The sequence below is a fragment of the Roseobacter cerffii genome (assembly GCF_054226325.1).
In genome coordinates this window covers 1,928,575-1,950,735 of the sequence record NZ_CM135757.1, presented here as the reverse complement: position 1 = coordinate 1,950,735, position 22,161 = coordinate 1,928,575, and the positions used below count along the sequence as shown (strand labels likewise).

Sequence of the window (22,161 nt, the reverse complement as noted above, 5' to 3'; positions counted from 1 at the left end):
CCCGCTTTATCAGTTTTCCGATAAGGCTATTAGCGGACGTATTTGGGGCGCGATGCCTCTTGCCCGGCGTGACCGCTGGCGCTTTCCGGGAGCCCCGGAACGATCACCCTCACCCCAACGGTTGGAAGTCGAGGACGTCTAAAAAGGTTTCAGAACAGCACGTCTGGCAACCAAGTCGCGAGGACCGGCAGGAACCAGACGAGCAATATCCCAACGGCCTGCAACCCGATGAAGGGCACGACCCCCTGGTAGATCTGACCCGTCGTCACCTCCTTTGGGGCGGCCCCGCGCAGATAAAAGAGCGAGAACCCGAAAGGTGGTGTCAGGAAGCTGGTCTGCAGATTGATCGCCAGCAGCACGCCCAACCAGATCGGATCGTGCCCCATCAGGATCAGCGTCGGCGTGACAAGCGGCAGAACGAGCACCGAGATTTCCACGAAGTCGAGGAAGAAGCCGAGGATGAAGACGAAGAGCATAACGAAAAGCAGCGCCCCGCTTGGGCCGCCGGGCAGGTTTTCGAGCAGGTGCGCCACGCGCTCTTCTCCGCCCAACCCGATGAAGACCAACGAAAAGAAGCCCGCAGCGAGGATCGTGGCAAAGATCATCGAGGTCATGGTCAAGGTCGATGTCAGGGCCTCCTGCATCAGCCGCGCCCGCGCAGACGCGTGCAGGGCCAGCGCGATGGCGACGAGCCCGATCAGCACCAGCATCATGTAAAACCCGCCGAGCATCCAGTCGCCCGCCCCGATATCGCTGCGTTGAAGCCGGACCGGATAAAGGCCAACGAGCACCGCCAGCAGGATCAGGGCGACAGCGCCCGCCAGGATCAGGCGAGGATGGGTCCCGATCTTCCGCCCCGCCATCAGCAAGGCACCAATCGCCCCGACGGATGCCGCTTCGGTGGGCGTTGCGACCCCACCGAGAATAGCGCCGAGCACCGCAAAGATGAGCAGGATCGGCGGGACGATTGCTGACAAGATTTCTAAAGATGTCGGCCGCGCGAGGCCGATCTCCGCCGGCGGCATGTCCTGCGGACGCAGGGCACCGCGGATCAGGATGTAGATGAGGTAAAGCGCCACCAGCAGCAGCCCCGGGAGGATCGCGGCGGCAAAGAACTGACCGACTGACAGGGCTTCGACCGAAAACTTGCCCTGCTCATACTGTGCCTGTTGAAAGGCGTTCGACATCACGTCCGCAAGGATGATCAGCAGGGTCGAGGGTGGGATAATCTGCCCCAGCGTGCCGGCGGTACAGACAATGCCCGCGGCGACCGGCGCGCTGTAGCCCGCGCGCAGCATGGTGGGTAGAGCGATCAGCCCCATCGCGACCACCGTTGCCCCGACAATGCCCGTCGAAGCCGCGAGCAGCGCACCGACGAGCACGACCGAAATGCCCAAGCCCCCGCGCAGCTGACCAAAGCTGCGCCCCATCATGTCGAGCAGCTCCTCGGCGATCTTGCTCTTTTCCAGAATGGCGCCCATCAGCACGAAAACGGGGATCGCGATCAGAACCGTGTTGGTGATCAGGCCAAAGGCCCGCTGGCCCAAAGCACCCAGAAGCGAGACATCCATCACGCCCAACACCCACCCAAGGTAAGCAAAACCCACGGCCACCCCCGCGATGCTGAACGAGACCGGAAATCCGGAGAGGATCGTAACCATCAGGGCCGCGAACATGATCAGGTCGATGTGCTCTGTCATGAGCTGGACTTGCTCAGAAGAAGTCGCACCAGGAGCGATAGGGACTGCAACAGGATCAGGATGCAAAAGGCGGGGATCAGGGATTTGAGCAGGAAGACAGCTTCGATCCCACCTACGGAGATCGGGCCTTCCAGGATCTTCCAGGAATTACGCACCGAAGGCCACGACCAGTAGAGCAGCGCGACCATGGATGGCATCAACAGAAAGACATGACCGAAGATATCTATGCGGCGTCGCACGGCATCACTGGCCATGGCGTGAAACACGTCGACGCGCACATGCTTGTCCACGAGCAGCGTGAACCCCGCCCCCAACATGAAGAGCGTCGCATGCATGTAGAGCACGCCCTCCTGCGCGGCGATGGAGTTCACGCCAAAGACGTAGCGCCCGATCACGATGCAGAACTGCGCCAGCACCATGATCAGCGCCAGCCAGCGGATCACGCTGGCCACACCGCGGTTCATACGGTCAATCGCGTCGGCGAGCCTGAGCATGGAGCGCCCCCTGCCTCAAACTGCCCGGTGCACGGAAAGGCCGCGCACCGGGCCACACCTCAGTAGCCCAAGACACCCGCGCGGGCGTTCATCTGACCATTGTCGGCATAGGACATGTAGCCGCCCACCAGATCGCGATAGTCGATGAAGCTCTGCGTGATGCGACGCACCAACTCATCCTCGTCCGACTGGTACTCCTCCATGATCTCGCTCGCGGCCGTGCCCATGGCCGCGATCACGTCGTCGGGCAACTTCCGCACCTGAACATCGTGCTCGTCGACCAGGGTCTTCAGCGATTGCGCGTGCTTGGTCATGTACTCCGTCCAGACCGGGTTGTAGAGCCCGAGGCAGGCCTGCGTCACCACCTCCTTGAGATCATCCGGCAGTGCACCAAAGGCATCGGCATTCACGCCGCACTCTTCAGCAGACGATGGCTCCCCGACCCCGGGCCAATAGTAGTTCTTGGCCACCTGATAGTATCCCAGCGCCGAATCTGTCCACGGACCGATGAACTCGCCCGCATCAAGCGCGCCGGTTTGCAGGGCCTGGAACATCGCGGGCCCGCCCATCGCTTCGGCGGCCATACCCAGTTTGGCGGCCATTTGCGAGGCGATGCCCGTGGTGCGGAACTTGAGGCCCTTGAGGTCCTCGACCGAATTGATCTCGGTCTTGAACCACCCCGCCCACTGCGGACCCGAATTGCCGCAAAGGAACGGTTTGATGCCGAAGCGGGCATACATCTCGTCGTAAAGCGCCTGACCACCGCCGTGATACATCCAGCCGAACTGTTCATCCGCGCGCAGGCCGAAGGGTTGCGAACCAAAGAGCAGGATGCCCTTGGACTTGGACCCCCAATAGGCCGGAACCGCGTGGTAGAGCTCGGCTGTGCCCTCGCTCACCGCATCAAAAACACCGCGTCCGGGCACAAGTTCACCCGCGGCGAAGAGTTTGACCTGGATTCGCCCACCGGACAGTGTCGTGATCTGGTCTGCCAGCGTTTGCGCAGCCACACCCGGCCCAGGCAGGTTCTTTGGCCATGCAGTGACCATCTTCCACTCGCGCGTGTCCTGCGCAATGGCCGGTGCGGCCAGACTTGCAGCCCCCGCCCCGGCAGCTGCGGCGGTAATAAATTGACGACGTTTCATATTCATTTCCCTCTGTTGGTAGTACCCTTGATTTTTTCCTCCCCCGACGCCGGTTCTCCCAGCGACGTATTTCGATGACTGCGAGACCCCTTACCCTCCATCAGTCTCAACGCCCTTGTGCAGGCTTCAGACCTCAGACGAACCGCACAGCTCATCCCAGAATTCCTGGCAAACGCAGCCCGTGCTCGCGCGCGCAGTCGAGCGCGTCCTCGTATCCCGCATCCGCGTGGCGCCAGACGCCTGAGGCAGGATCGTTCCACAGCACCCGCTCCAACCGCTTTGCAGCCTCGGGCGTGCCATCAGCGACGACGACCATGCCCGCGTGCTGCGAAAAGCCCATGCCGACGCCACCGCCGTGATGCAGGCTGACCCATGTGGCCCCCGAGGCGGTGTTGACCAGAGCGTTCAGCAGCGGCCAGTCCGACACGGCATCCGAGCCATCGCGCATCGCTTCGGTTTCGCGGTTGGGTGAGGCCACGGAACCTGAGTCCAGGTGATCGCGTCCGATGACGATGGGCGCTTTCAACTCACCCGATGCGACCATGTCATTGAACTTCAACCCGGCGCGGTGTCGGTCACCAAGCCCGATCCAGCAGATCCGCGCGGGCAGCCCCTGAAACGCGATGCGTTCCCGCGCCATATCGAGCCATTGATGCAGGTGAGCGTTCTCCGGGAACAGCTCCTTCATCGCCTGGTCGGTCTTGTAGATATCCTCTGGGTCGCCAGACAGCGCGCACCATCGGAACGGCCCCACGCCGCGACAAAAGAGCGGACGGATATAGGCGGGCACAAACCCGGGAAAGGCAAAGGCATTCTCCAACCCTTCCTCGAGCGCGACCTGGCGGATGTTATTGCCGTAGTCCAGCGTCGGCACCCCTGCATTCCAGAAATCCACCATCGCGGCCACATGGGTCTTCATCGATGCCCGCGCCGCTGCCTCGACCGCCTTGGGGTCGGTCTCGCGCTTTGCGCGCCATTCCCCCATGCTCCAGCCATGGGGCAGATAGCCGTTGATCGGGTCATGCGCGCTGGTCTGGTCGGTTACGATGTCGGGGCGCACGCCGCGCGCGACAAGCTCCGGAAAGACATCCGCAGCATTGCCCAGAAGACCCACGGACTTGGCCTCGCCCGCCTTGGTCCAGCGCTCGATCATCGCCAGCGCCTCGTCGAGGCTCTCGGCCTTCTCGTCGAGATACTTCGTGCGCAACCGGAAATCGATGCTATCGGGGTTGCACTCCACCGCGAGACAGCAGGCGCCCGCGAAGACCGCGGCCAGAGGCTGCGCACCGCCCATGCCGCCCAAACCGCCGGTCAGGATCCACTTGCCCGTCAGATCACCGCCATAATGCTGGCGTCCAGCCTCGGCAAAGGTCTCGTAGGTGCCCTGCACAATACCCTGCGTGCCGATGTAGATCCACGAGCCGGCAGTCATCTGCCCGTACATCATCAGACCCTTCTGATCGAGATCGTTGAAGTGATCCCAGTTGGCCCAATGCGGTACGATGTTGGAATTGGCGATGAGCACCCGGGGTGCATCCACATGCGTCCGAACGATGGCGACCGGCTTGCCCGATTGAACGACGAGCGTTTCATCCTCTTCGAGATCCTTCAACCCGGCCACGATCCGATCGAAATCGTCCCATGTGCGCGCCGCCCGGCCAATGCCCCCGTAGACCACAAGTTCATGCGGGTTCTCGGCCACATCCGGATGCAGGTTGTTCATCAGCATCCGCAGAGGCGCTTCGGTCAGCCAGCTCTTGGCGTTGAGCTCCGTACCGGTCGGCGGGATGACCTCACGGATGTTCTTGCGCGGATCTGTCATGCGGGCCTCCAGCGGATCAGGGTTTCAAGAATGTCACGGAGATGGAGGCGCAACTTGTCGGATTTGGCGTCGTCATAGAGCCAAGGCGGCGCTTCTTCGGTGAGATAGGTCGACTGGGCCAATTCCATCTGAATGGCGTGCTGCCCATCGGCCGGGCGCCCATAGTGCCGCGTCGTCCATCCGCCCTTGAACCGGCCGTTGAGCACCGTGCGATACCCCTCTGCCGCTTCGCAGATACGCAACACCCCGGCTTCGATCTCGGCTGCCGCGGTGATGCCTTCGTTGGTGCCGATATTGAAGTCGGGCAAGACCCCGTCGAACAGGAACGGAATGCGGGATCGGATCGAATGGCAATCATAGAGCACCACGTAGCCGTGGATGGCCTTCACCCGCTCCAACTCCTCGGCAAGCGCTGCGTGATAGGGCGCGTGATAGGCCTGGCAACGGCGGGCGACCTCCTGAGTATCTGGCGCGTGTCCCTGCTTGTGGATTGGGCGGCCATCGAAGTCGGTCAGCGGGCAGAGATCAGTGGTGTTCTGGCCGGGGTAAAGGCTGTCGCCCGATGGGTCACGGTTCACGTCGATGACATAGCGGTGCATGGTTGTGCGCACGCTGGTGATGTCGGGCAGAATATCCGCGTAGAGTCGTTCGACATGCCAATCGGTATCGGCCATCGCGCGCCCGGTGTCGTTCAGCCGCGCAAGACAGTCGCCGGGTATCTCTGTGCCGGTGTGCGGCAGGCCAAGCACAAGGGGGCTGTCGCCGCGCGTCACCTCGATCAGGCTCATAGGACAAGCTCCACACCGGCAGCTTTGGCGAGGCTGTCATCGGCAATGCAGGATGCCGCAGCCTCGATGTCCGGCGCGAGATAGCGGTCCTGCTCAAGGCGCGGCACCGCCCCGCGCAGTTGGCGCATCACCGATTGAAGCGGCATGGAGGTCGTGAGCGGCGCGCGCTCCTCAATGCCTTGCGCAGCGCACATCGCCTCAACCCCAAGGATCACGTGCAGGTTGGCCGTCATCTTGCGCAAACGTCTCGCGCCATGGGCGGCCATGCTGACATGGTCTTCCTGATTGGCGGAGGTTGGTGTGCTGTCTGTCGAAGAAGGCGTGGCCAGATGTTTGTTCTCGCTCATCAGCGCCGCCGTGGTCACCTCGGCGATCATGAGGCCGGAATTCAAACCGGGTTCGGGCGTCAGGAAGGGCGGCAAATCAAACGACAGTGTCGGATCAACCATCAGCGCCACGCGACGCTGCGCAATGGCCCCGATCTCGGCGACTGCCAGCGCAATCTGATCCGCGGCGAAGGCCACAGGTTCGGCATGGAAATTACCGCCCGACAGGATCTCACCGCTCTCCACGATCACCAGCGGGTTGTCGGTCACCGCATTGGCCTCGACCTCCAGCGTCTGCCCGGCAAAGCGCAAAAGGTCCATCGCGGCGCCGGTGACCTGTGGCTGACAGCGGATGCAATACGGGTCCTGCACGCGGGTGTCACCCTCCCGGTGGCTTTCGCGGATCTCACTCCCCGCCAGGAGGTCAGCCATGGCCGCAGCGACATCGATTTGGCCCTGATGCCCGCGCAGCTGATGGATGCCCGGGCGTAAGGGCGCGGTTGAGCCCATGATCGCATCTGTGGAGAGGGCGGATGTGACAATGGCGCCCCGCACCGCGCGCCATGCTTCGAAGAGCCCCACCAGCCCACATGCCGTTGAGAATTGGGTTCCGTTGATCAGCGCGAGCCCTTCTTTTGGCCCGAGTGTCACAGGCGTGAGGCCGGCCTTCTCCAGCGCTGCCGCTCCAGGCATCCTTTGTCCGCCAAAGGTCGCCTCACCCTCACCAATCATCACCGCCGCCAGATGTGCCAGCGGGGCCAGATCGCCCGAAGCGCCGACCGATCCTTGCACCGGAATGACGGGAAGGACACCCTGCGCCAGCATCGCCTCGATCTGCGCACAAATCTCCCAACGGACGCCGGATGCGCCACGCCCCAGCGACAGAAGCTTTAGCGCCATCATCAGACGCACCGTCGCAGGTTCCAGATCCTCACCCACTCCGCAACAATGCGACAGGATCAGGTTGCGCTGGAGGGTTTCCGTGTCATCGGGCGCGATGCGCACGGAGGCCAGCTTGCCGAAACCGGTGTTGACACCATAGACTGGCGCGTCGCCTTGTGCGGCTTGGGCGATGACAGCTGCGGAGGCCTCGACTGGCCCGCGCGCAGAGGCGTCGAGCACGACAGCCATGTCGGACCGCCAGATTGCTTCCAGATCGGTCAATGTGGCCGTGCCGGGTGTGAGGATGTGGCTCACTCCGCACCTCCATACAGCCGCGTATGCAGCGGGTTGAGACCGATACCATACGACAGCTCAGCAGGTGCGCCGACGTTCCAAATCGCCAGATCGGCGCGCATCCCAGGCGCGATGACACCACAATCGGTCAGACCAAGCGCCCGGGCCGCATGGTGGGTGGTGCCAGCGAGCGCCTCAGCCGGGGTCAGACGGAATAATGTGCAGGCCATATTCATTGCCAGAAGCAGCGAACCAAGCGGGGAGGATCCGGGGTTCCAATCGGTCCCAACGGCCATTGGCACACCGTGGTTGCGAAAAGCGCCGACCGGCGGAGCTTGCGTTTCGTGAAGGGTGTAGAACGCGCCCGGCAAGAGGACTGCAACCGTCCCGGCGTTGGCTAAAGCCGCTGCGTCCGCTTCATTCGCGTACTCCACGTGGTCCGCCGACATCGCGCCATAGTCAGCCGCGAGCGCTGTGCCACCGATGTGGCTCAGCTGCTCCGCATGCAGTTTGACCGGAAGCCCGAGCGCTTGCGCCGTATCGAAGACCCGCGCGATCTGCGCGGTCTCAAAGGCGATGCCTTCGCAAAACCCATCCACGGCATCGACCAGCCCTTCGGCATGCGCGGCCTGCAGCGCAGGAATGCAAACCGTGTCGATGTAGGCATCCGCGTCATATCCCGCAGGCACGGCATGCGCTCCCAGAAAACTGGTCACGACGCGGATCGGCCGCTGCTGGCCGAGCGTGCGCGCGACCCGCAGCATTTTCAACTCCGTATCAAGATCAAGCCCATAGCCGGATTTGACTTCGACCACCGAAACGCCCTGTGCGATCAGCGCATCAACCCGGTGCAACGCGGTGGCCAGCAGCTTTGCTTCGCTGGCCGCCCGCGTCGCTTCGACGGTCGAGACAATCCCTCCGCCCGCGCGCGCGATCTCCTCATAGCTGGCCCCGTTCAACCGCATCTCGAATTCGCGGGCGCGGTTTCCGCCGTGAACAATGTGGGTGTGGCAGTCGATCAAGGCGGGTGTGATGAGCCCGGGCTCATAATCCTGACGATCCAGATGCGCGTAGTCGGTGGGCAAATCAGCACATGGACCGACCCAAGAGATGTGCTGATCTTCGATGACAATGGCGCCATCTTCGATCAGGCCATAGCCATCGGCACCCCCGGCCATGGTCGCCACTTTCGCCGCGGATATCACATGGCCCTGCGCCATCAGCCCCTCTTGCAATATATCTTGGTTAATAAGAATATGTCGCTACATAAAAAGTCAACGGGGTTCTTGTAGTGCAGATCATTCATGCAAAACAGGCGCTTACACCAGAGGGCTGGCAAGCAGATTTGGAGGTTGTGATCCCCCAAAACGGTCGAATCGAGACCGTTGGCCCGACCACTCAGCCCTTCACGCATCGGGTCGATCTTTTGATGCCCGCGCCCATGAACCTGCACAGCCATGCCTTTCAACGGGCGATGGCCGGGTTGACCGAGGCGCGCGGCCTCGATCCGAGCGACAGCTTCTGGAGCTGGCGGCGCCTGATGTATCGGTTTCTCGACCAACTCACCCCGGCGCATGTGGAAGCGATCACGGCGCTTGTCTTCATGGAGATGCTCGAAGCAGGCTACGCCGCGGTGGCCGAGTTCCACTATCTGCATCACGACGTCGGCGGGACGCCCTATGGCAATCTTGCCGAGATGTCGGAGCGGATCGTCGCCGCTGCGACCGTGACCGGGATCGGCCTGACCCTACTGCCGGTGCACTATCAATACGGCGGCTGCGATCTGCGCGCGCTCCAGGGCGGACAGCAGCGGTTCGGCAATGACATCGACCGTTTCCTGACCTTGCATGGCGCGGCCACAACCCTCATGGCAAATGGGCCAGCCGATTACACCATGGGTGTGGCGCCTCACTCTCTGCGCGCGGTCGATCCAGTAGGGTTGCGCGCCCTGATTGACGAGGCGGGCTCGGGCCCGATTCACATGCATCTGGCGGAACAGGTAGCCGAGGTTGACGAGGTGCAAGCGCATCGAGGCGCCCGGCCCACCGAATGGCTGCTCGCCAATCATACGGTCGATGAGCGCTGGTGCATGATCCACTGCACCCAGATGACCGATGCCGAGACAACCGCTCTTGCACAGTCAGGTGCGGTTGCAGGGCTCTGCCCGATCACCGAGTCGAGCCTCGGCGATGGCATCTTCAACGGCACCACCTTTCTCGAAGCGGGCGGCAGAATCGGGTTTGGCTCGGATTCAAACATTCATATCTCGCTTTTTGATGAGCTTCGGACGCTGGAGTACTCCCAGCGGCTGCGCGACCGCTCGCGGGCTGCTTTAGCCACGCCCGAGAAATCGACGGGGCGGGTCCTGTTTGAGGCAGCGGCACAAGGCGGCGCACAGGCTGGCGCCCGGGACGGCGGGCGCATCGAGACGGGCGCGCTGGCAGACCTCCTTGGGCTGGAAAGCGACAATGCATGGCTCTGCAACCGCACAGGCGACGCCTTGCTCGACAGTCTGATCTTTGGTGGTGGCGGCCCCTCCTGCATTCGCGATGTCTGGAGCGCGGGCCGTCATGTGGTGCAGGCCGGTCGCCATGTCCAGCGCGACCGGATAGTCAAGGCGTTCAAGACCACCATGGCCGAGTTGGAGACCGAGATTTGACCCTCGATGCGCGCCTTTCCTGGACCGACGTGCGCGACGAAATCCGCGCCCGCATCCTCAAACGCACATATGCGCCGGGCGACAAGCTGCCGCGCGACGAGGACATCGCCCAGGAATTTGGGTGTGCCCGCACCACCGTGCACCGGGCCATGCAGGATCTCGCGCTGGCCGGTCTGGTTGAACGCAAGCGCAAGGGCGGCACCCATGTGCGGGCCGATCCCGTTACCCGTGCGACATTCGATATTCCGATCACCCGCCGCGAGATCGAGGACCGCGGCGGCACGCATCAGTACCAGTTGATCAGCCGTGAGCTAAGGCAGAGCCCGATGCCGGTTATGGTCCGCTTTGGCTTGCAGCGCCCCACCCGGATGCTGCAGGTCAAGGCGCTGCATCTGGCAGACAACCGACCCTACATCCTCGAGGATCGCTGGATCGACATACGATCAACCCCCGATATTCTGGACGTGGACCTGACCCGCGAGAGTGCCAATGAATGGCTGGTGCGGAACAAACCCTACAGCCGGGTCGACGTGCGGTTCTATGCGATGAATGCGGAGAAAGAGATCGCAAGCCACCTCGCTGCGCCTCTTGGCAGCGCCCTTCTCGTGATCGAACGCACCACGTGGATCGGGAATGATCCGATCACCAGTGTTCAGGCCGTGGCGATGCCGGGATACCAGTTGAGCGCACAGAGCTGACACGTAGCTCGTTGTCGCGCTTTAGCGGCAAACTCGCACGCTCGGCATACCAGTCGTCTAGCCATCGGTGCCGACAATCTGAAACGCGGCCCAGATCGACGGGTGGGCACGGGCCCGATGCTCTACCACCCCGTCCCCGTCGGCCAGAACATCACGCAGAGCATCGCGGAGGGCGACACTTCGCGGCACCCCTCGGCCCGTCGCAGACATAACCTGGGTCGTCAACTGCGCTGCGAGATCATCCTGAACTGCCCAATGCGTGACCAGCATCCCGCGGGCCCCAGCATAGAGAAACGCACGCGCCAAGCCCGACAACCCATCTGCCCCGGGCCCCTCCCCGGCTGCGGTGTTGCACGCTGAGAGCACGACCCATTCGGCATCGAGCGATAGCTGCGCAACCTCGCTGGCGGTGAGTAGACCATCATCCCAGTCCTCGGTCATTGCCGCCGAAGGCGGCGTCAGAACGAGCGCAGGTTCGGCCAGCCCGACGATTTCATTTGCGATCAACCCATGGGTCGCAAAATGCACGACACCGGCCTCGCGCAGGTCCCCGGATGAATTCAACGCCATCAAGCGTCGCTCGTTGGCATCTGCATCAAGAAAAACCGCGCGCCCCGTGTCATGAAACGTCTCGGCAACGGCGAGCACTTCGTCCCGAGTGCCGGGTAATCGCGGCAGTCGGCGCACGGCGGAGAGGCGCTGCTCAACCGATGGCCCCAAAGAGATATCTGCGGTCCGAAGCCTGCCAGGTTTGCCGGAGAAGACGGGGTCGCCAAATCCTATGTAATTGGCCTCCGCGATCGTGCTTGCGCCGAGCTCAGACGATGACGCAGGACGATCAAGCAGTTGCAGAGACGGCAGTATCGAAAGAGCGCGTTCCGTTCCGAGCCAGTTGATCTCGGCGGGTTTTGGCGCGCCCTCCGGACCCAGGGACGTGACGAGTGCCCCAAACGGCAAGCTCAGGAGTGGCCCTTGCGGAGCGATGATCCAGCGCGGCTTGTCTGCAATCAGGCGGGCGATCTCGGCATTCCCGAAGAGCGCGCGATAAAGCGCATTGGCGCGGTCGAGATCGAACCCATGCACCGCCTGCCCCACGTCCTCTTGCGGAGAGATGGGTGCTCGGAGGCTCGCAACCGTCCACTGCACCGGGTCCACCTCGTTGCGCAGCCCGGCGATCATCTCAGCCAATGCGCGTTCGTCGCCCTCGATTCGCGCCCAAGCGGCGCCCGTGCGCGTGACCGCCCAGACAAACCCATCTGAGGTGATCGGTTGGCTGGAGACGGTGCTTCCCGTTCCAGGCAGAAACAGGATCAGCGCCTGATCCTCGTGCAGCAGGGCCGATTCTGAACCTGTGAGACGCGCCAGAGGCACGCTCTCGGGGTTGATCAACTCGAAGAAGGCCGGAAACGCCGTCCGCAAGCTTTCAGCAGCGGACTCCGCCACATTGGCGAGCGCTTGCAGACGCTCTGATGCCACGGCACCTGAAAGGCGACCCTCCTCAGCCAGACGACTGACAGATACCTCGAAAGCCCGCAGCTCGCGGTTGCGATTTTCCAATTCTGTGAGCAGAGGTGCGATGCCCGTTTTCCGCCCCGCAATCTGCCCCGAGGCGCGGGCGATGGCGAAAGCCGACGGTCCATGCCCGATCACCTGTGCCGCCTCGAAGGCCTCGGCTCGTAAGGCGGCGCGATCCTGTTCCGACGCCTCCGTACTCACCTGCCAAGCCGCGTTGACGAGCACCCAGGAAATCTGCGCCGCCGCCTCGAGCGCGAGGCGCTGCTGCTCCTCGGACAATTGGCCCGTTCCCGCCAAGCGATCACGCTGAAATGCATAGGCCTCGCGCGCCACGGCCAACGCGGGACCGGGCTCGCCATCGGCCAGCAGCGCGCTGGCGAGGGCAGACTTGAATTCCATCACGCGCGGCGACTGCTCCCCATACATCCCTTCGGCCTGATCTATGACCGCCGACAGCAGCGAAACCGCCCTGCCCGGCTGTCCGGCGTCCTCCACCATGGCGGCGAGGTTCACCTGAAGGCGGATTTCGATATCGGGGGGTGTTCCAGGCGCTGCCCTGATCGTGCGCAGGGTCTCTTCCAGCAGGGCAATGGCCGCTAGAGACTGTCCCACATTGCTCAACATCGCGGACAGATTGAGTGCGGCGTTGAGCGTAAACGGATGCCTCCCCCCGAGGGTCGCCAAAAATCCGCTATGCGCAGCCTGCATGAGCGGCAAGGCCGCCTCGTGCTGACCGGTCTCAAGGAACAGCACCGCAAGATCGTTCATCGCCATGAGCGTGCCCTGCCCCTCGGGGCCGAACGCCTGCATCGAGGTTTGCAACCGGCGCTCCATCAACGTCTTCGCCTGGTCGTGGCGGCCCAAGTCAGAGAGTGTTGTGGCATATCGGCCCAAGGCATCCAGTGCATAAGGGTGATCCGGCCCAAGCGCTGACGACAACAGATCCAAATCGCGGGTACGAAGCGCCAGTGTTTCGTCGCCGCGCCCCATTCGGGAGAGAAGGTTTCCAAGGAGGAGCCGAGAGGTCATCGTCGCCGGATGCAACGGCCCCAGCAAACTCTCATGCCCGTCAAGCGTGGTGCGAAAAAGAGGTTCGGCGTCCTGCAAACGGTTCTGCTCCATCAAGGCGCCCGCAAAATTCTGCGTGGCCCGCAAGACATCTCTCGATCCTGCTCCGTGCACACGGCTCAGCCCGGCTATGACGGTCTGATGCATCGCTTCGGCTTGCGCATAAAACCCGTTCATATCCAGAAGCCGGGCCAGGCTGGTGGACCACCGCAAGACATTCGGGTGGTCGGCACCCAAAACGCGCGCGCCACGTGCGACGAGATCGCGTTGAACGTCGAGCGCCCGCGGCGCATCGCCAGATCGTCCATAGGCCACCGCGAGGTTGTTCATCCGGCTCAACGTCATCGGAGCATTCGGTCCGGCAGTCTCCAGCGTTCCAGCAACAGATTGCTCCAACAGCGCGATCGCCTCTGTGAATTGCCCAAGCGTATCAAGCGTTTGCCCAAGGTTGTTCATAGCGCGCAACGTCGCCTCATCTTCTGCACCACGCGCCGTGCGGTGGCTTTGCAAGACGAAGCGGTGAAACGGAACGGCCTTCGCAGGCTGGCCCGACATGTCGAGGACGTTTGCGAGGTTCTCCGTGGTTCTGAGCGTGATCGGGTGGTGCCACCCCAGTTGAGTACGGTCATCGATCAAAACCCTCTGCAGCAGGGCCAGGGCCTCATCCAGGCGACCAGATTGCGCCAGTGCGACGGCTTGCCGATCCTGCGGCCGATCAGCGTCCGGCACGATCTGCGCGGCGAGTGAGATTGGCACGCTGAGAAGCGTGACAAGCACGGTCCGCCTGATCAAAGGGAGAACGTGTGTGATGATCATCGACATAGCGATACGCTACTGCGATCTTGCGATGTGTCCAGAGCGTCGAAGCATCTGCTGCCTGGGGGACGGTCCGTGACTCCAATACCGCAACGCACCACGCCACGAGCCCGACCTGAGGCTCTCGGCACAGCACGTGAATCGAATCAGACCTCCGAGAAATTGCCTATTTTTCAGGCGTTGGATACGGCAGCGAATCGTTTGGGTCCTCGGGTCCGAGATTGAACCGGTCGTTTTCCTGACGATTTCTGGAAAATTCACCCGGTTTCCAAGCACTTTCGCCAGAATAACAAAATTTGTCATGGGCGCGCGGGGCTGGAGGGTGCTACTTTCGATGAAAGGTTGAGTTTTAGGCTTGAGAAGGAATGGACATGTTTAAGAAATTTGCAACTCCAGCTCTGGCGGCCGCTGTCGCATTGGCGCCCGCCGCACGCACAGATGCAGGCGATGCTGGCAAGATCATTTTGGGTATTGGCGTGGGCGCGGCGATTGGGTGTGCCACCGGAGCCCTGAACTGCGGCGGCAACCGCAAGGCCACCAAGCAACGCAGTTATCAGCCGTCCGTTTCCTCGGCACAGCGCGAGCAGAACCGGCAGGTTCAAACCGCGCTCAACACCTTCGGCTTTCCGGTCGGCGCGGCGGACGGCGTGATCGGTCGCGGCACGCGCGCAGGCATCTCGAATTACCAGTCCTATATGGGCTACCCCGCCACGGGCCAGTTGACAGATCTGGAACGCAACTTGCTGCTGAACGGCTTGAACCAGTTCAACGCAGGTCAGGGCGGCCAGTACGCCGCGGCGATGCAGCGCGACGGCACGAAGGGCATGCTGAAAGGGCTGCGTGGTGATCCAGGCTATGCGCCCCAATTCAACAATACGGCACAGAACAATGGTGGTTTCGTCAACCAGGGCGGCGGATACACCAACCAGAATGGCTACACCGGCCAACAGGCTCTTCAGCAGCCGAACGCGGGCCAGGTCGTTACACCCGCACCGCAGCCGCAGGTTGTCCAGCCTGCGCCGGTCACAACGCCAACAACGCTGCCGACCCTCAAGCCCGGCCTGCAGGCGGCAAGCGCCTCGATGGCGGATCGGTGTGAGTTGGTCGAACTGCTCGGGGCGACCAACGGTGTGATCCAGGTTGGCAACATCACCGACCCGGATCGCGCTTTGAGCGAGCAGTTCTGCGGCATGCGCACCTATGCGATGGGTGAAGGCGCGCAGGTTCTCAACAGCTACGGCATTGATACCGCAGGCGCCATCACGCAGGTCTGCGGGCCGGTCGCACAGGCGATGAAGGCCGAGTTTCCGTCGCTGGCCGAAGGAGACCCGGAGGCGATGTCAGCCAAAGCCGCGCAGACCATTGCCGGTATGGGCGTGAGCGATCCCGCGCTGATCCGCGACTATGGAAAGATGTGTGTCAGCGCAGGCTATGACACCGACGATCCCGAAATCGCGCTCAGCGGCGCGCTGATGATGCTGAGCATTGGCGACTATGCCTATGCCGAGACCGCAGCGCACCACCTGCGCGAAGGCTTTGGCGTCAAACAGGACGTCCCGGCCGCGGTAAAGTACTACCAGGCCGCGCTGAGCACCTATGATCAGGGCGCGCAGCCTGCCTTCCTGCCGGAACAGGCGCGCAACCGCGCAGAGGTGATCCGCGGATCGATCTCGCACAACAGCATCCAGGCGGCCCTCGGCAATTCAGTCACCGTGGTCCCGGTGAACGCACCCGCGGTTCTGCCACTGCTGCAAAAGAACTAAGGTCCGGCATCAAGGACGGATCTGACACGGCCCGCCCCACCGGCGGGTCGTTTTGCATTCCGCCACCCCGGGGTCAGGTCGGATCACAGCTTTCTTGTCGCGACGGAGGGGCCATCATCACCACACGGACGGACACCGCGCCGACGTTGGTCACAATCACATCGACGAGATCGCAGGATGGTGGAACCCACTGAACAAGCGTGCCGGTGCCCTCAATGCCGGTTGCGGGCCCCACATCCGAAGCGAGCGTCTCGCCGGTCAACGACTTGACGACGAGGTCAATATCCGCCTCCTTGCCATCGTTCTTGATCCGCGCTTCGACCAATGCCGTTTCTGCCTTGGCCATTTGCAGGGTCACCGTCAGGTTTTCGCCGGGTTCCAAGACCGCATCAATGCGGGAAATGCCATCCAATACACCGCGCGGGCGTGCCATAAGCAGTGAGAGCTGCGAGAGAATGCCCGCATCTGTTCCAGCCCGCTGCCGGAGCGTCTCCGCGTAGTCATGCGCCCGCCACGGATCGTCCGGGTCCAGCGACACCCCGGCGGCCAGCAACCCTGACAGCCCGCCCAACAACGCCAGATTGGCATCGTTCTCAAGCCCCCAAATCGCAAGCGCCTCCGCTGCCCGTCGGGTCTCTGGATCAACTCTGATCTCGTTCGCCGAGGCTGATAGTCCCTGGACGGCCCAACACGCTGACGCAGCTGCTGCAAACAGCACCGTGTGCCGCGGTCGCAGGCGTCTTGTCATTGCGCGTCTCCGGGCAGATCCGCTTGACCGGAGACAAAGGGCCAGGCAAGGGCCGCATATCGCAGGTCTCCGAGGTGGACGTCTGCGCTGCTCCGCATTTGATCAGCCAGCACCAGTTTCGGCTTGCGCGGTGTGGCGGTTGCAAGATGGCGGAAATCCTTGGCAGCGCCGGCTGTTGATGGAATGGCCAGAAGGACAAGAGCCGCTCGACGCCCCGATTGGCTCGGCACAACGCTCTCTGTGAACTGGACCATGTCGGAAGCGCCCGGCGCAAGCCGCAACCCCGCGCTCGCGCCCCCTGCGTAACCCGACAGATAGTAGATTGGACCATCAACGGAGACATAGAGCGGAGACACGTCCAAAGCGGCCGTCCCCGTGTTCGTGAGCGTCAGGAAGATCTGATCGCAGTGCAGGAGGCGTGGCAGGCCAGTCGCATCCGCCGAAATCTGGCGCGCGGCTTCGGGAACGTTCGTTGTCAGACCGGTAGGTAGGGTGTTGCACCTGACACCCTCGGTCGCCTCTGGCGCTGGCCGGCGGGCCACCTTTAGGTCAAGCGCAGTCTGCAACTGGTTTGGGGCAACCTCCCCGGCAAGCTTCAAAAGCGAACGGGATGCGGCGATTTGCACGAGCCGCTCTGCTATCTCCTCGGGTTCCATATCGGCGGCGCCGAGGTGGGCAGCGTTAAGAGCCGAGTGGCTGAAGAACGGCGGCAATCTCAAGATCAAACGGTCACTTGTTTGCCTCAGAACCGCATCAACTTCCGTCTCACTCAGCTGCACCCGTCCCCGTGTCTGCTCGACAGCCTCCGCGACCTTCAGCGCGAGATCGGTCGCCATCGACTGGTCCAATAGGACAGAGAAAGACCTCTCTGATGCATCGCCAACGAGGCGCGCCACCAAAGACGCCGCCCGGTCGGCAAGCCAGCGGCGCTCGAATTGTGCTGGCGACAACCCCGCTTGCGTGAGAATCTCCGGAAGGCGGTTCGGCATCGACGGCGCGTTCCGCACGATGTTCAACTTGGCCCGCTCGAGCCCGCTTTCAGATACCACACCGTACATCAGCGGTTCACGCTGACCGTCAGTTCCCATCTCGATCATCAAAGTCGCGCCGGGCATAAGCCCTTGTAACCGCCCGGCTTCGACAAAGAGCGCCTCGCCATCAAACCCAAGCGTATAGCTACCGGATCGGCCCGGTAGGCTCTCAGGTCCAAAGAGAGGCGCATCAAGCGCGCCGCGATACATCGCCTGGGCGCGCGGTCCAGCCCGGGCCCACATCCGCGCCGAGGTCTCGCGCGCGAGATCGGCGAACCGAAAGCCTTCAGCGGCGCGCATGGCCTCAACGAGACTAATCGTGAACAGCCCATGGACCTTCTCCCCCTCGATCGGAAGCTCGAAGGCCAGCGCATCGGGCGCCGCCGCATAGAAGGCCACCAGGCGGTTGCTCGGGCTCTTGCCGCCATCTGTAGAGCCCCCCCGTCCATCCGCCCTCGCGCCTTGCGGATTGAGGTCAATGATCGGCCCGCCAAGCGAGGCCTGCAGGTCGGCCATCCGCGGTGTGAGATCCGCGCCAACCCCACGCATCATCGTCCCCGCATGGCAACTGTCGACGATCAACCACACAAAACTGCCCGCGCGTTCCATCCGGGCGATCCGGGTACCGATCTCGGTATCGCGGATATGATTGCGCAGACCATGGCCGCCCTGCACCGCTACGAGTTCGGTGTCAGAGGCCAGAAAGACCTCGTCCAGACCATCAGGTTCGTCAGCATCAAAATTGGAACTCGGCAATTGGGTACCATGCCCCGAGAGGTAGATAATAATCTCGTCACCAGGACCCGCGCTGGCCGCGAGGTCGTCAAGCTGGCTCAGGATCGCCTTTCTGGTTGGTGCGGGATCGTCGGCGCCACCCAAGCTGACAATCTCGATGTCACCACCATAAATCTCATCCAAGGTGTCGCGCATCAGAAGAAGATCGTTCTCGGGGCCCTGCAAATCCGGAAAGACGCGAGAGACAGAAGGGTCGTAGCTCTGAACCCCAATCAGGATAGCGCGACGCTCATCCGCGGCCGCTGCCGCAGCCAAAAGATGAAATGCCAGAACCAGCACGAGCATCCGACACGTCGCGATCAATTCATCTCACCCATCAGAAGGACTTGCGCGCCTGCCTCCCCTCGATTGAACAAGGTCGCGGTGACGGAGCCGACGTGCGGCACAACGCAGAACAGTGCCGGACCCATCGTCGCACAGATGTCTTTCCCCCCGCCATCGGTGAGCGTTGTCTGAACTTCGGCACCCGACAATACCAGCACCGCCCGATTGCCCTCGCCGGGCGCATTGAGCCTTACTTCCGCGCCAGGCGGCACGGTATGGATGACCGCCGGCAGAAATCGGTCCGGACGGCCGTCGGGCAATGTCAACGGGGCGTCACGGCTCAGGAACACGGCCTCTGCCGCAAGCGAGGCGATCTGCTGGTCCCAGGCCGTCGCGACGACAGTGTCTCCTGATCCGCCGTCGGAAGCCGAGGGCGCGATGCGGGACAACACGTCCAGCCCACCCACGATCATTGCGGCATCACCCAACTCCTGGCCAAGCTGAGCGACAAGCCATGCGGCGTGGAACGCTTTCAGATCGCTAATCGGTTCAGCTGTTGCGGTGCCTGACACGCACAGAAAAGCTGCGATAGCAGAGTATCGGCGCATCAAGGGGCGGCTCCCGACGGTGGGCTGAGGTTTCCTGTCACTTCTATGATGGCTTTGTCCGGATCGCTTGGCAAGGCGACGCCGAAGCCATGCGCCTGACATATCGCAAAAACGAGGTTCAGGCCCAATCCCGCGCCACCAGGCCCTCCGCCATCGTCCGCACGTACGAACCGACGAAACGCCGCCGCGCGCACGGCGTCCGGAAAAACGCTGCCATCGTTGGACACCTTGAGGCAAAACTGCTCCGTTGTTTTGCTCAGTACAATACGGATATGGCTGCCCGTGACCGCATACTTGCCGGCATTCGTCAGCAGATTGGTGAGGAGCAGTTCGAGAAGAGGCCGGTTGCCTACGATTTCGACATAAGCCGCCAGGTCCAGCGTGACCTGCCGCTCCTTGTGTTTCAGGACGTCTTCGAAGTCCTCGTAGATCTCTTCAAGCACGGCACCAAGATTGATGCGATCATCCAGTTTGGTGACCTCACCGGCTTCCAAGCGGAACAACTGCATCAGGTTTTGCTGTCGGGCACCGGCTGTTTCGAGAATGCGATCAATCTCGGCCGCGCTCTCGGTGCGATCGTCACGATCTGACTGGGCAGCAAGGCGCGATGTGACGGCCCTGATCTTCTGGAGGGGCGTGTTGATCTCATGCGCAAGATGCGCTGACATGTACCGCAACCCATTGGTCAGTTGATCAATCCGAGACAAGGCCCCGTTGAGCAACCCCGCCAGCCGGTCGATCTCGGGTGCGACCGGCGTTTCGCTGACGCGCATGTCGGTCTGGCCGCGCGCGAAGGCATCCAGGGTTTCGTTGATCGCCACCAGACCCCGCGCATAGCGGCGCTGGTGGTTCAGGTTGATCAGCACCATACCAAGCAGAAAGAGCAGGCCCATACCGCATATCGCGCCGATCATCCGGCGGGCCATCTTCATCTGGGACGTCGGCGCGCGCAAGGCGATGCCGAGGTCGACGTCGCTGTAGCTTACGTCCCAATCGCGCGAGGCCGCCGCCACATCAGGCCATCGGATCACATAGGCCTGTCCCGCCAGATCGATGCCCGTGACGGTGTTGTCCGGCAAGGCGTCCGATAGACCGGGTACGGTTTCTGCAAGCAGGATGCGGTTGTCACCCACGCGGCGCCAGATCGCGAACTCCACCACATCGCTAGGCGGCAAAAGCGCGCGGTCATAGGTTGCGGTTGAGACAGCAAGCCCCGAAAGCCCGCCTTTCTCAAGGACCAGCAAGAGCCGCTGTTCGATTTCATCGAGCAGTGCGCCATCCTGCGCGCGCGCACTTATCAACAGGATGGTGGAGGCCGAAAGCATCAGCAGCAGCAGCACAGCAATCAGCAACCGGATCAGACCCTGGCTCGAGACCTTCTCAAGACCGGGGATAGCCCCTTCTGTCGCGGCCTTGGCCATCACACCTGCAGCGCCTTGGGCTGCAATTTCAGCAGCGGTTCGACATCGAACAGGTAGGAGTCATCCTGCGCGGCCAAAAACTCGGGGAGTGGCTCCTGTCGCGCCTTGAAGAACGCCTTCAGATTGCCAACCAGACGGTGTTTGGCCGCGGAGACCGGGTTCGACCCTTCCTCCATGTAGATCTTCTCCCAGATGTCGAAATACAGCATCCGCTGAGAAATCGGCAGCCCCTGGCGTTCCGCCAGATAGATCAGCATCGCCGCTTCCTTGGGCCGCAGGTCGATCCGGTCGCCGCGCCAGCGCACAATCTTATCCTTGCGGAGGATTTCCAGCGGGCCAAACACCAGCGTTTCCTCGCTGTTGATCGGACGCAGGGCGATCCGGACCCGGACGATCAACTCATCGGCGTGAATGGGTTTGCAGAGATAATCCACCGCACCCGCGTGTTCGAGCCCCTCGATGCGATCAGATATCGTATCGAGAGCCGAGTAGATCAGCGCGGGCGTCCGAATACCCGCCCCATGCAACTCGGCCACGAAGGTCAGCCCGTCGCCATCTGGCAATTGACGGTCAACGATCAAGGCATCTAGCGGACCCTCTTCAAACGCCCTGCGACCCTCAGACAGTGTCGCCACATGCACCGTCTCCATGCCTGCCCGACGCAGCTCGTCGGCGACCCAGAGACCAATGTCTTCGTCATCTTCGATCACGAGAATGCGGGGGGCACGGCGCTGAAGAAGGATCGCGCGCAGGCGGGTGAGCACCTCGTTGTCGCTTGCGTCGGCTCGGACCACATCCACCGCACCCGCCGCCAGCAGACCCGCTCTTTGATCTCTGAAGGCGCTGCCGCGCTGCAGCTCGAAGCGCACCAACACAGGTGATCCAGTCTCTGCCCATCGTGAGACATTCGCTGCGATCTGATCTGCCTCCATACCCGCGGTGTCGATGAGGATGGCGTCGGCCATCGTCGGTGAAGCGTCGGTCGAGATGTCTGTGACCCGAAAGTGATGCCTCTTCAGCATCTCGATGCGGGGTCCGGCGCCTGCGGCACCGGAATGAACATAGGAAACGGCTCTCATCTAAATCTTCCAACTCTCGTGCGTCGCCACGCGTCAATCAATTTCATCTGTCGACCAGTTTAACCAAACTCGCCCCCCGGAAGGAAATAACACCGCGTGTCATCCATCGCGTGACGCGTCTTCAGGCGAGCCTAGCGGCGATGACAGGAGTTATCATCCACTTTCCGGCCAAAAGTGTTGACCGCGTCACGCACGTCCTGTTAGCTGATTTTCGGGGGTGTTTCTCGAGATGAAGTCGATTGTTT

At 62.4% G+C, this 22,161-nt stretch carries 16 protein-coding genes; 3 read left to right on the top strand and 13 right to left on the bottom strand.

The features are described from left to right. Positions 1–149 precede the first annotated feature (149 nt). From ACVC7O_RS09350 to hutI, 7 genes are all read right to left on the bottom strand, one after another. A complete protein-coding gene (locus ACVC7O_RS09350; RefSeq protein WP_458325817.1) occupies positions 150–1,700 on the bottom strand; it encodes a TRAP transporter large permease in 1,551 nt (516 codons plus the stop codon). Then, complete coding sequence (locus tag ACVC7O_RS09345) at positions 1,697–2,194, bottom strand: TRAP transporter small permease subunit (RefSeq protein WP_458325816.1); 498 nt, start codon at positions 2,192–2,194, stop codon at positions 1,697–1,699. Before ACVC7O_RS09345 ends, ACVC7O_RS09350 begins: the two co-directional genes overlap by 4 nt. A gap of 59 nt (positions 2,195–2,253) precedes the next feature. Continuing rightward, positions 2,254–3,339: a TRAP transporter substrate-binding protein gene (locus ACVC7O_RS09340; protein WP_458325815.1), complete on the bottom strand. Its 1,086-nt coding sequence runs from the start codon at positions 3,337–3,339 to the stop codon at positions 2,254–2,256. A 151-nt stretch (positions 3,340–3,490) separates the two neighbouring features. Beyond that, positions 3,491–5,161, bottom strand: a complete 1,671-nt coding sequence (gene hutU / locus ACVC7O_RS09335; RefSeq protein ID WP_458325814.1) for a urocanate hydratase — start codon at positions 5,159–5,161, stop codon at positions 3,491–3,493. After that, positions 5,158–5,943, bottom strand: a complete 786-nt coding sequence (gene hutG / locus ACVC7O_RS09330) for an N-formylglutamate deformylase (RefSeq protein WP_458326064.1) — start codon at positions 5,941–5,943, stop codon at positions 5,158–5,160. Before hutG ends, hutU begins: the two co-directional genes overlap by 4 nt. Before the next feature lie 2 nt (positions 5,944–5,945). Further along, the gene (gene hutH / locus ACVC7O_RS09325; protein ID WP_458325813.1) at positions 5,946–7,472 is read right to left on the bottom strand and encodes a histidine ammonia-lyase; all 1,527 of its coding nucleotides are present in this window, start codon (positions 7,470–7,472) and stop codon (positions 5,946–5,948) included. Beyond that, positions 7,469–8,629 carry an imidazolonepropionase gene (hutI, locus tag ACVC7O_RS09320; RefSeq protein WP_458326063.1) on the bottom strand — a complete coding sequence of 387 codons (1,161 nt, stop codon included), beginning with the start codon at positions 8,627–8,629 and terminating at the stop codon, positions 7,469–7,471. The genes hutH and hutI overlap by 4 nt, the downstream gene beginning before the upstream one ends. Positions 8,630–8,742: 113 nt before the next feature. Between hutI and ACVC7O_RS09315 the strand changes: the two genes are divergently transcribed. Next, entirely contained in the window at positions 8,743–10,110 is a 1,368-nt protein-coding gene (locus ACVC7O_RS09315) for a formimidoylglutamate deiminase (RefSeq protein WP_458325812.1), read from the top strand. Next, a complete protein-coding gene (locus ACVC7O_RS09310) occupies positions 10,107–10,808 on the top strand; it encodes a GntR family transcriptional regulator (protein WP_458325811.1) in 702 nt (233 codons plus the stop codon). The genes ACVC7O_RS09315 and ACVC7O_RS09310 overlap by 4 nt, the downstream gene beginning before the upstream one ends. 57 nt (positions 10,809–10,865) lie before the next feature. On the opposite strand, the gene ACVC7O_RS09305 is transcribed toward ACVC7O_RS09310, so the two are convergent. Further along, positions 10,866–14,168, bottom strand: a complete 3,303-nt coding sequence (locus ACVC7O_RS09305; RefSeq protein ID WP_458325810.1) for a tetratricopeptide repeat protein — start codon at positions 14,166–14,168, stop codon at positions 10,866–10,868. 410 nt (positions 14,169–14,578) lie between these two features. Here ACVC7O_RS09305 and ACVC7O_RS09300 point away from each other — a divergent pair, with 410 nt between their 5' ends. After that, positions 14,579–15,970 (top strand): peptidoglycan-binding domain-containing protein, encoded by a 1,392-nt coding sequence (locus ACVC7O_RS09300; protein WP_458325809.1) that lies wholly within the window; start codon positions 14,579–14,581, stop codon positions 15,968–15,970. 73 nt (positions 15,971–16,043) lie between these two features. Here the strand turns inward: ACVC7O_RS09300 and ACVC7O_RS09295 are convergent, their stop codons facing one another. The 5 genes from ACVC7O_RS09295 to ACVC7O_RS09275 are packed head-to-tail and all read right to left on the bottom strand — an operon-like array spanning position 16,044 to position 21,916. Then, positions 16,044–16,718: a hypothetical protein gene (locus ACVC7O_RS09295; protein ID WP_458325808.1), complete on the bottom strand. Its 675-nt coding sequence runs from the start codon at positions 16,716–16,718 to the stop codon at positions 16,044–16,046. Beyond that, a complete protein-coding gene (locus ACVC7O_RS09290) occupies positions 16,715–18,847 on the bottom strand; it encodes a caspase family protein (RefSeq protein ID WP_458325807.1) in 2,133 nt (710 codons plus the stop codon). Before ACVC7O_RS09290 ends, ACVC7O_RS09295 begins: the two co-directional genes overlap by 4 nt. Continuing rightward, entirely contained in the window at positions 18,844–19,416 is a 573-nt protein-coding gene (locus tag ACVC7O_RS09285; RefSeq protein ID WP_458325806.1) for a hypothetical protein, read from the bottom strand. Before ACVC7O_RS09285 ends, ACVC7O_RS09290 begins: the two co-directional genes overlap by 4 nt. Continuing rightward, positions 19,416–20,837: a sensor histidine kinase gene (locus tag ACVC7O_RS09280; RefSeq protein ID WP_458325805.1), complete on the bottom strand. Its 1,422-nt coding sequence runs from the start codon at positions 20,835–20,837 to the stop codon at positions 19,416–19,418. The genes ACVC7O_RS09285 and ACVC7O_RS09280 overlap by 1 nt, the downstream gene beginning before the upstream one ends. Beyond that, positions 20,837–21,916, bottom strand: a complete 1,080-nt coding sequence (locus ACVC7O_RS09275) for a response regulator transcription factor (RefSeq protein WP_458325804.1) — start codon at positions 21,914–21,916, stop codon at positions 20,837–20,839. The genes ACVC7O_RS09280 and ACVC7O_RS09275 overlap by 1 nt, the downstream gene beginning before the upstream one ends. Positions 21,917–22,161 lie beyond the last annotated feature (245 nt).

Coding starts and splice junctions, on each gene's coding strand:
- ACVC7O_RS09350 (WP_458325817.1), bottom strand. CDS start 1,700: ATGACAGAGCACATCGACCTGATCATGTTCGCGGCCCTGATGGTTACG.
- ACVC7O_RS09345 (WP_458325816.1), bottom strand. CDS start 2,194: ATGCTCAGGCTCGCCGACGCGATTGACCGTATGAACCGCGGTGTGGCC.
- ACVC7O_RS09340 (WP_458325815.1), bottom strand. CDS start 3,339: ATGAAACGTCGTCAATTTATTACCGCCGCAGCTGCCGGGGCGGGGGCT.
- hutU (WP_458325814.1), bottom strand. CDS start 5,161: ATGACAGATCCGCGCAAGAACATCCGTGAGGTCATCCCGCCGACCGGT.
- hutI (WP_458326063.1), bottom strand. CDS start 8,629: ATGGCCGGGGGTGCCGATGGCTATGGCCTGATCGAAGATGGCGCCATT.
- ACVC7O_RS09300 (WP_458325809.1), top strand. CDS start 14,579: ATGTTTAAGAAATTTGCAACTCCAGCTCTGGCGGCCGCTGTCGCATTG.
- ACVC7O_RS09295 (WP_458325808.1), bottom strand. CDS start 16,718: ATGACAAGACGCCTGCGACCGCGGCACACGGTGCTGTTTGCAGCAGCT.
- ACVC7O_RS09285 (WP_458325806.1), bottom strand. CDS start 19,416: ATGCGCCGATACTCTGCTATCGCAGCTTTTCTGTGCGTGTCAGGCACC.
- ACVC7O_RS09280 (WP_458325805.1), bottom strand. CDS start 20,837: ATGGCCAAGGCCGCGACAGAAGGGGCTATCCCCGGTCTTGAGAAGGTC.
- ACVC7O_RS09275 (WP_458325804.1), bottom strand. CDS start 21,916: ATGAGAGCCGTTTCCTATGTTCATTCCGGTGCCGCAGGCGCCGGACCC.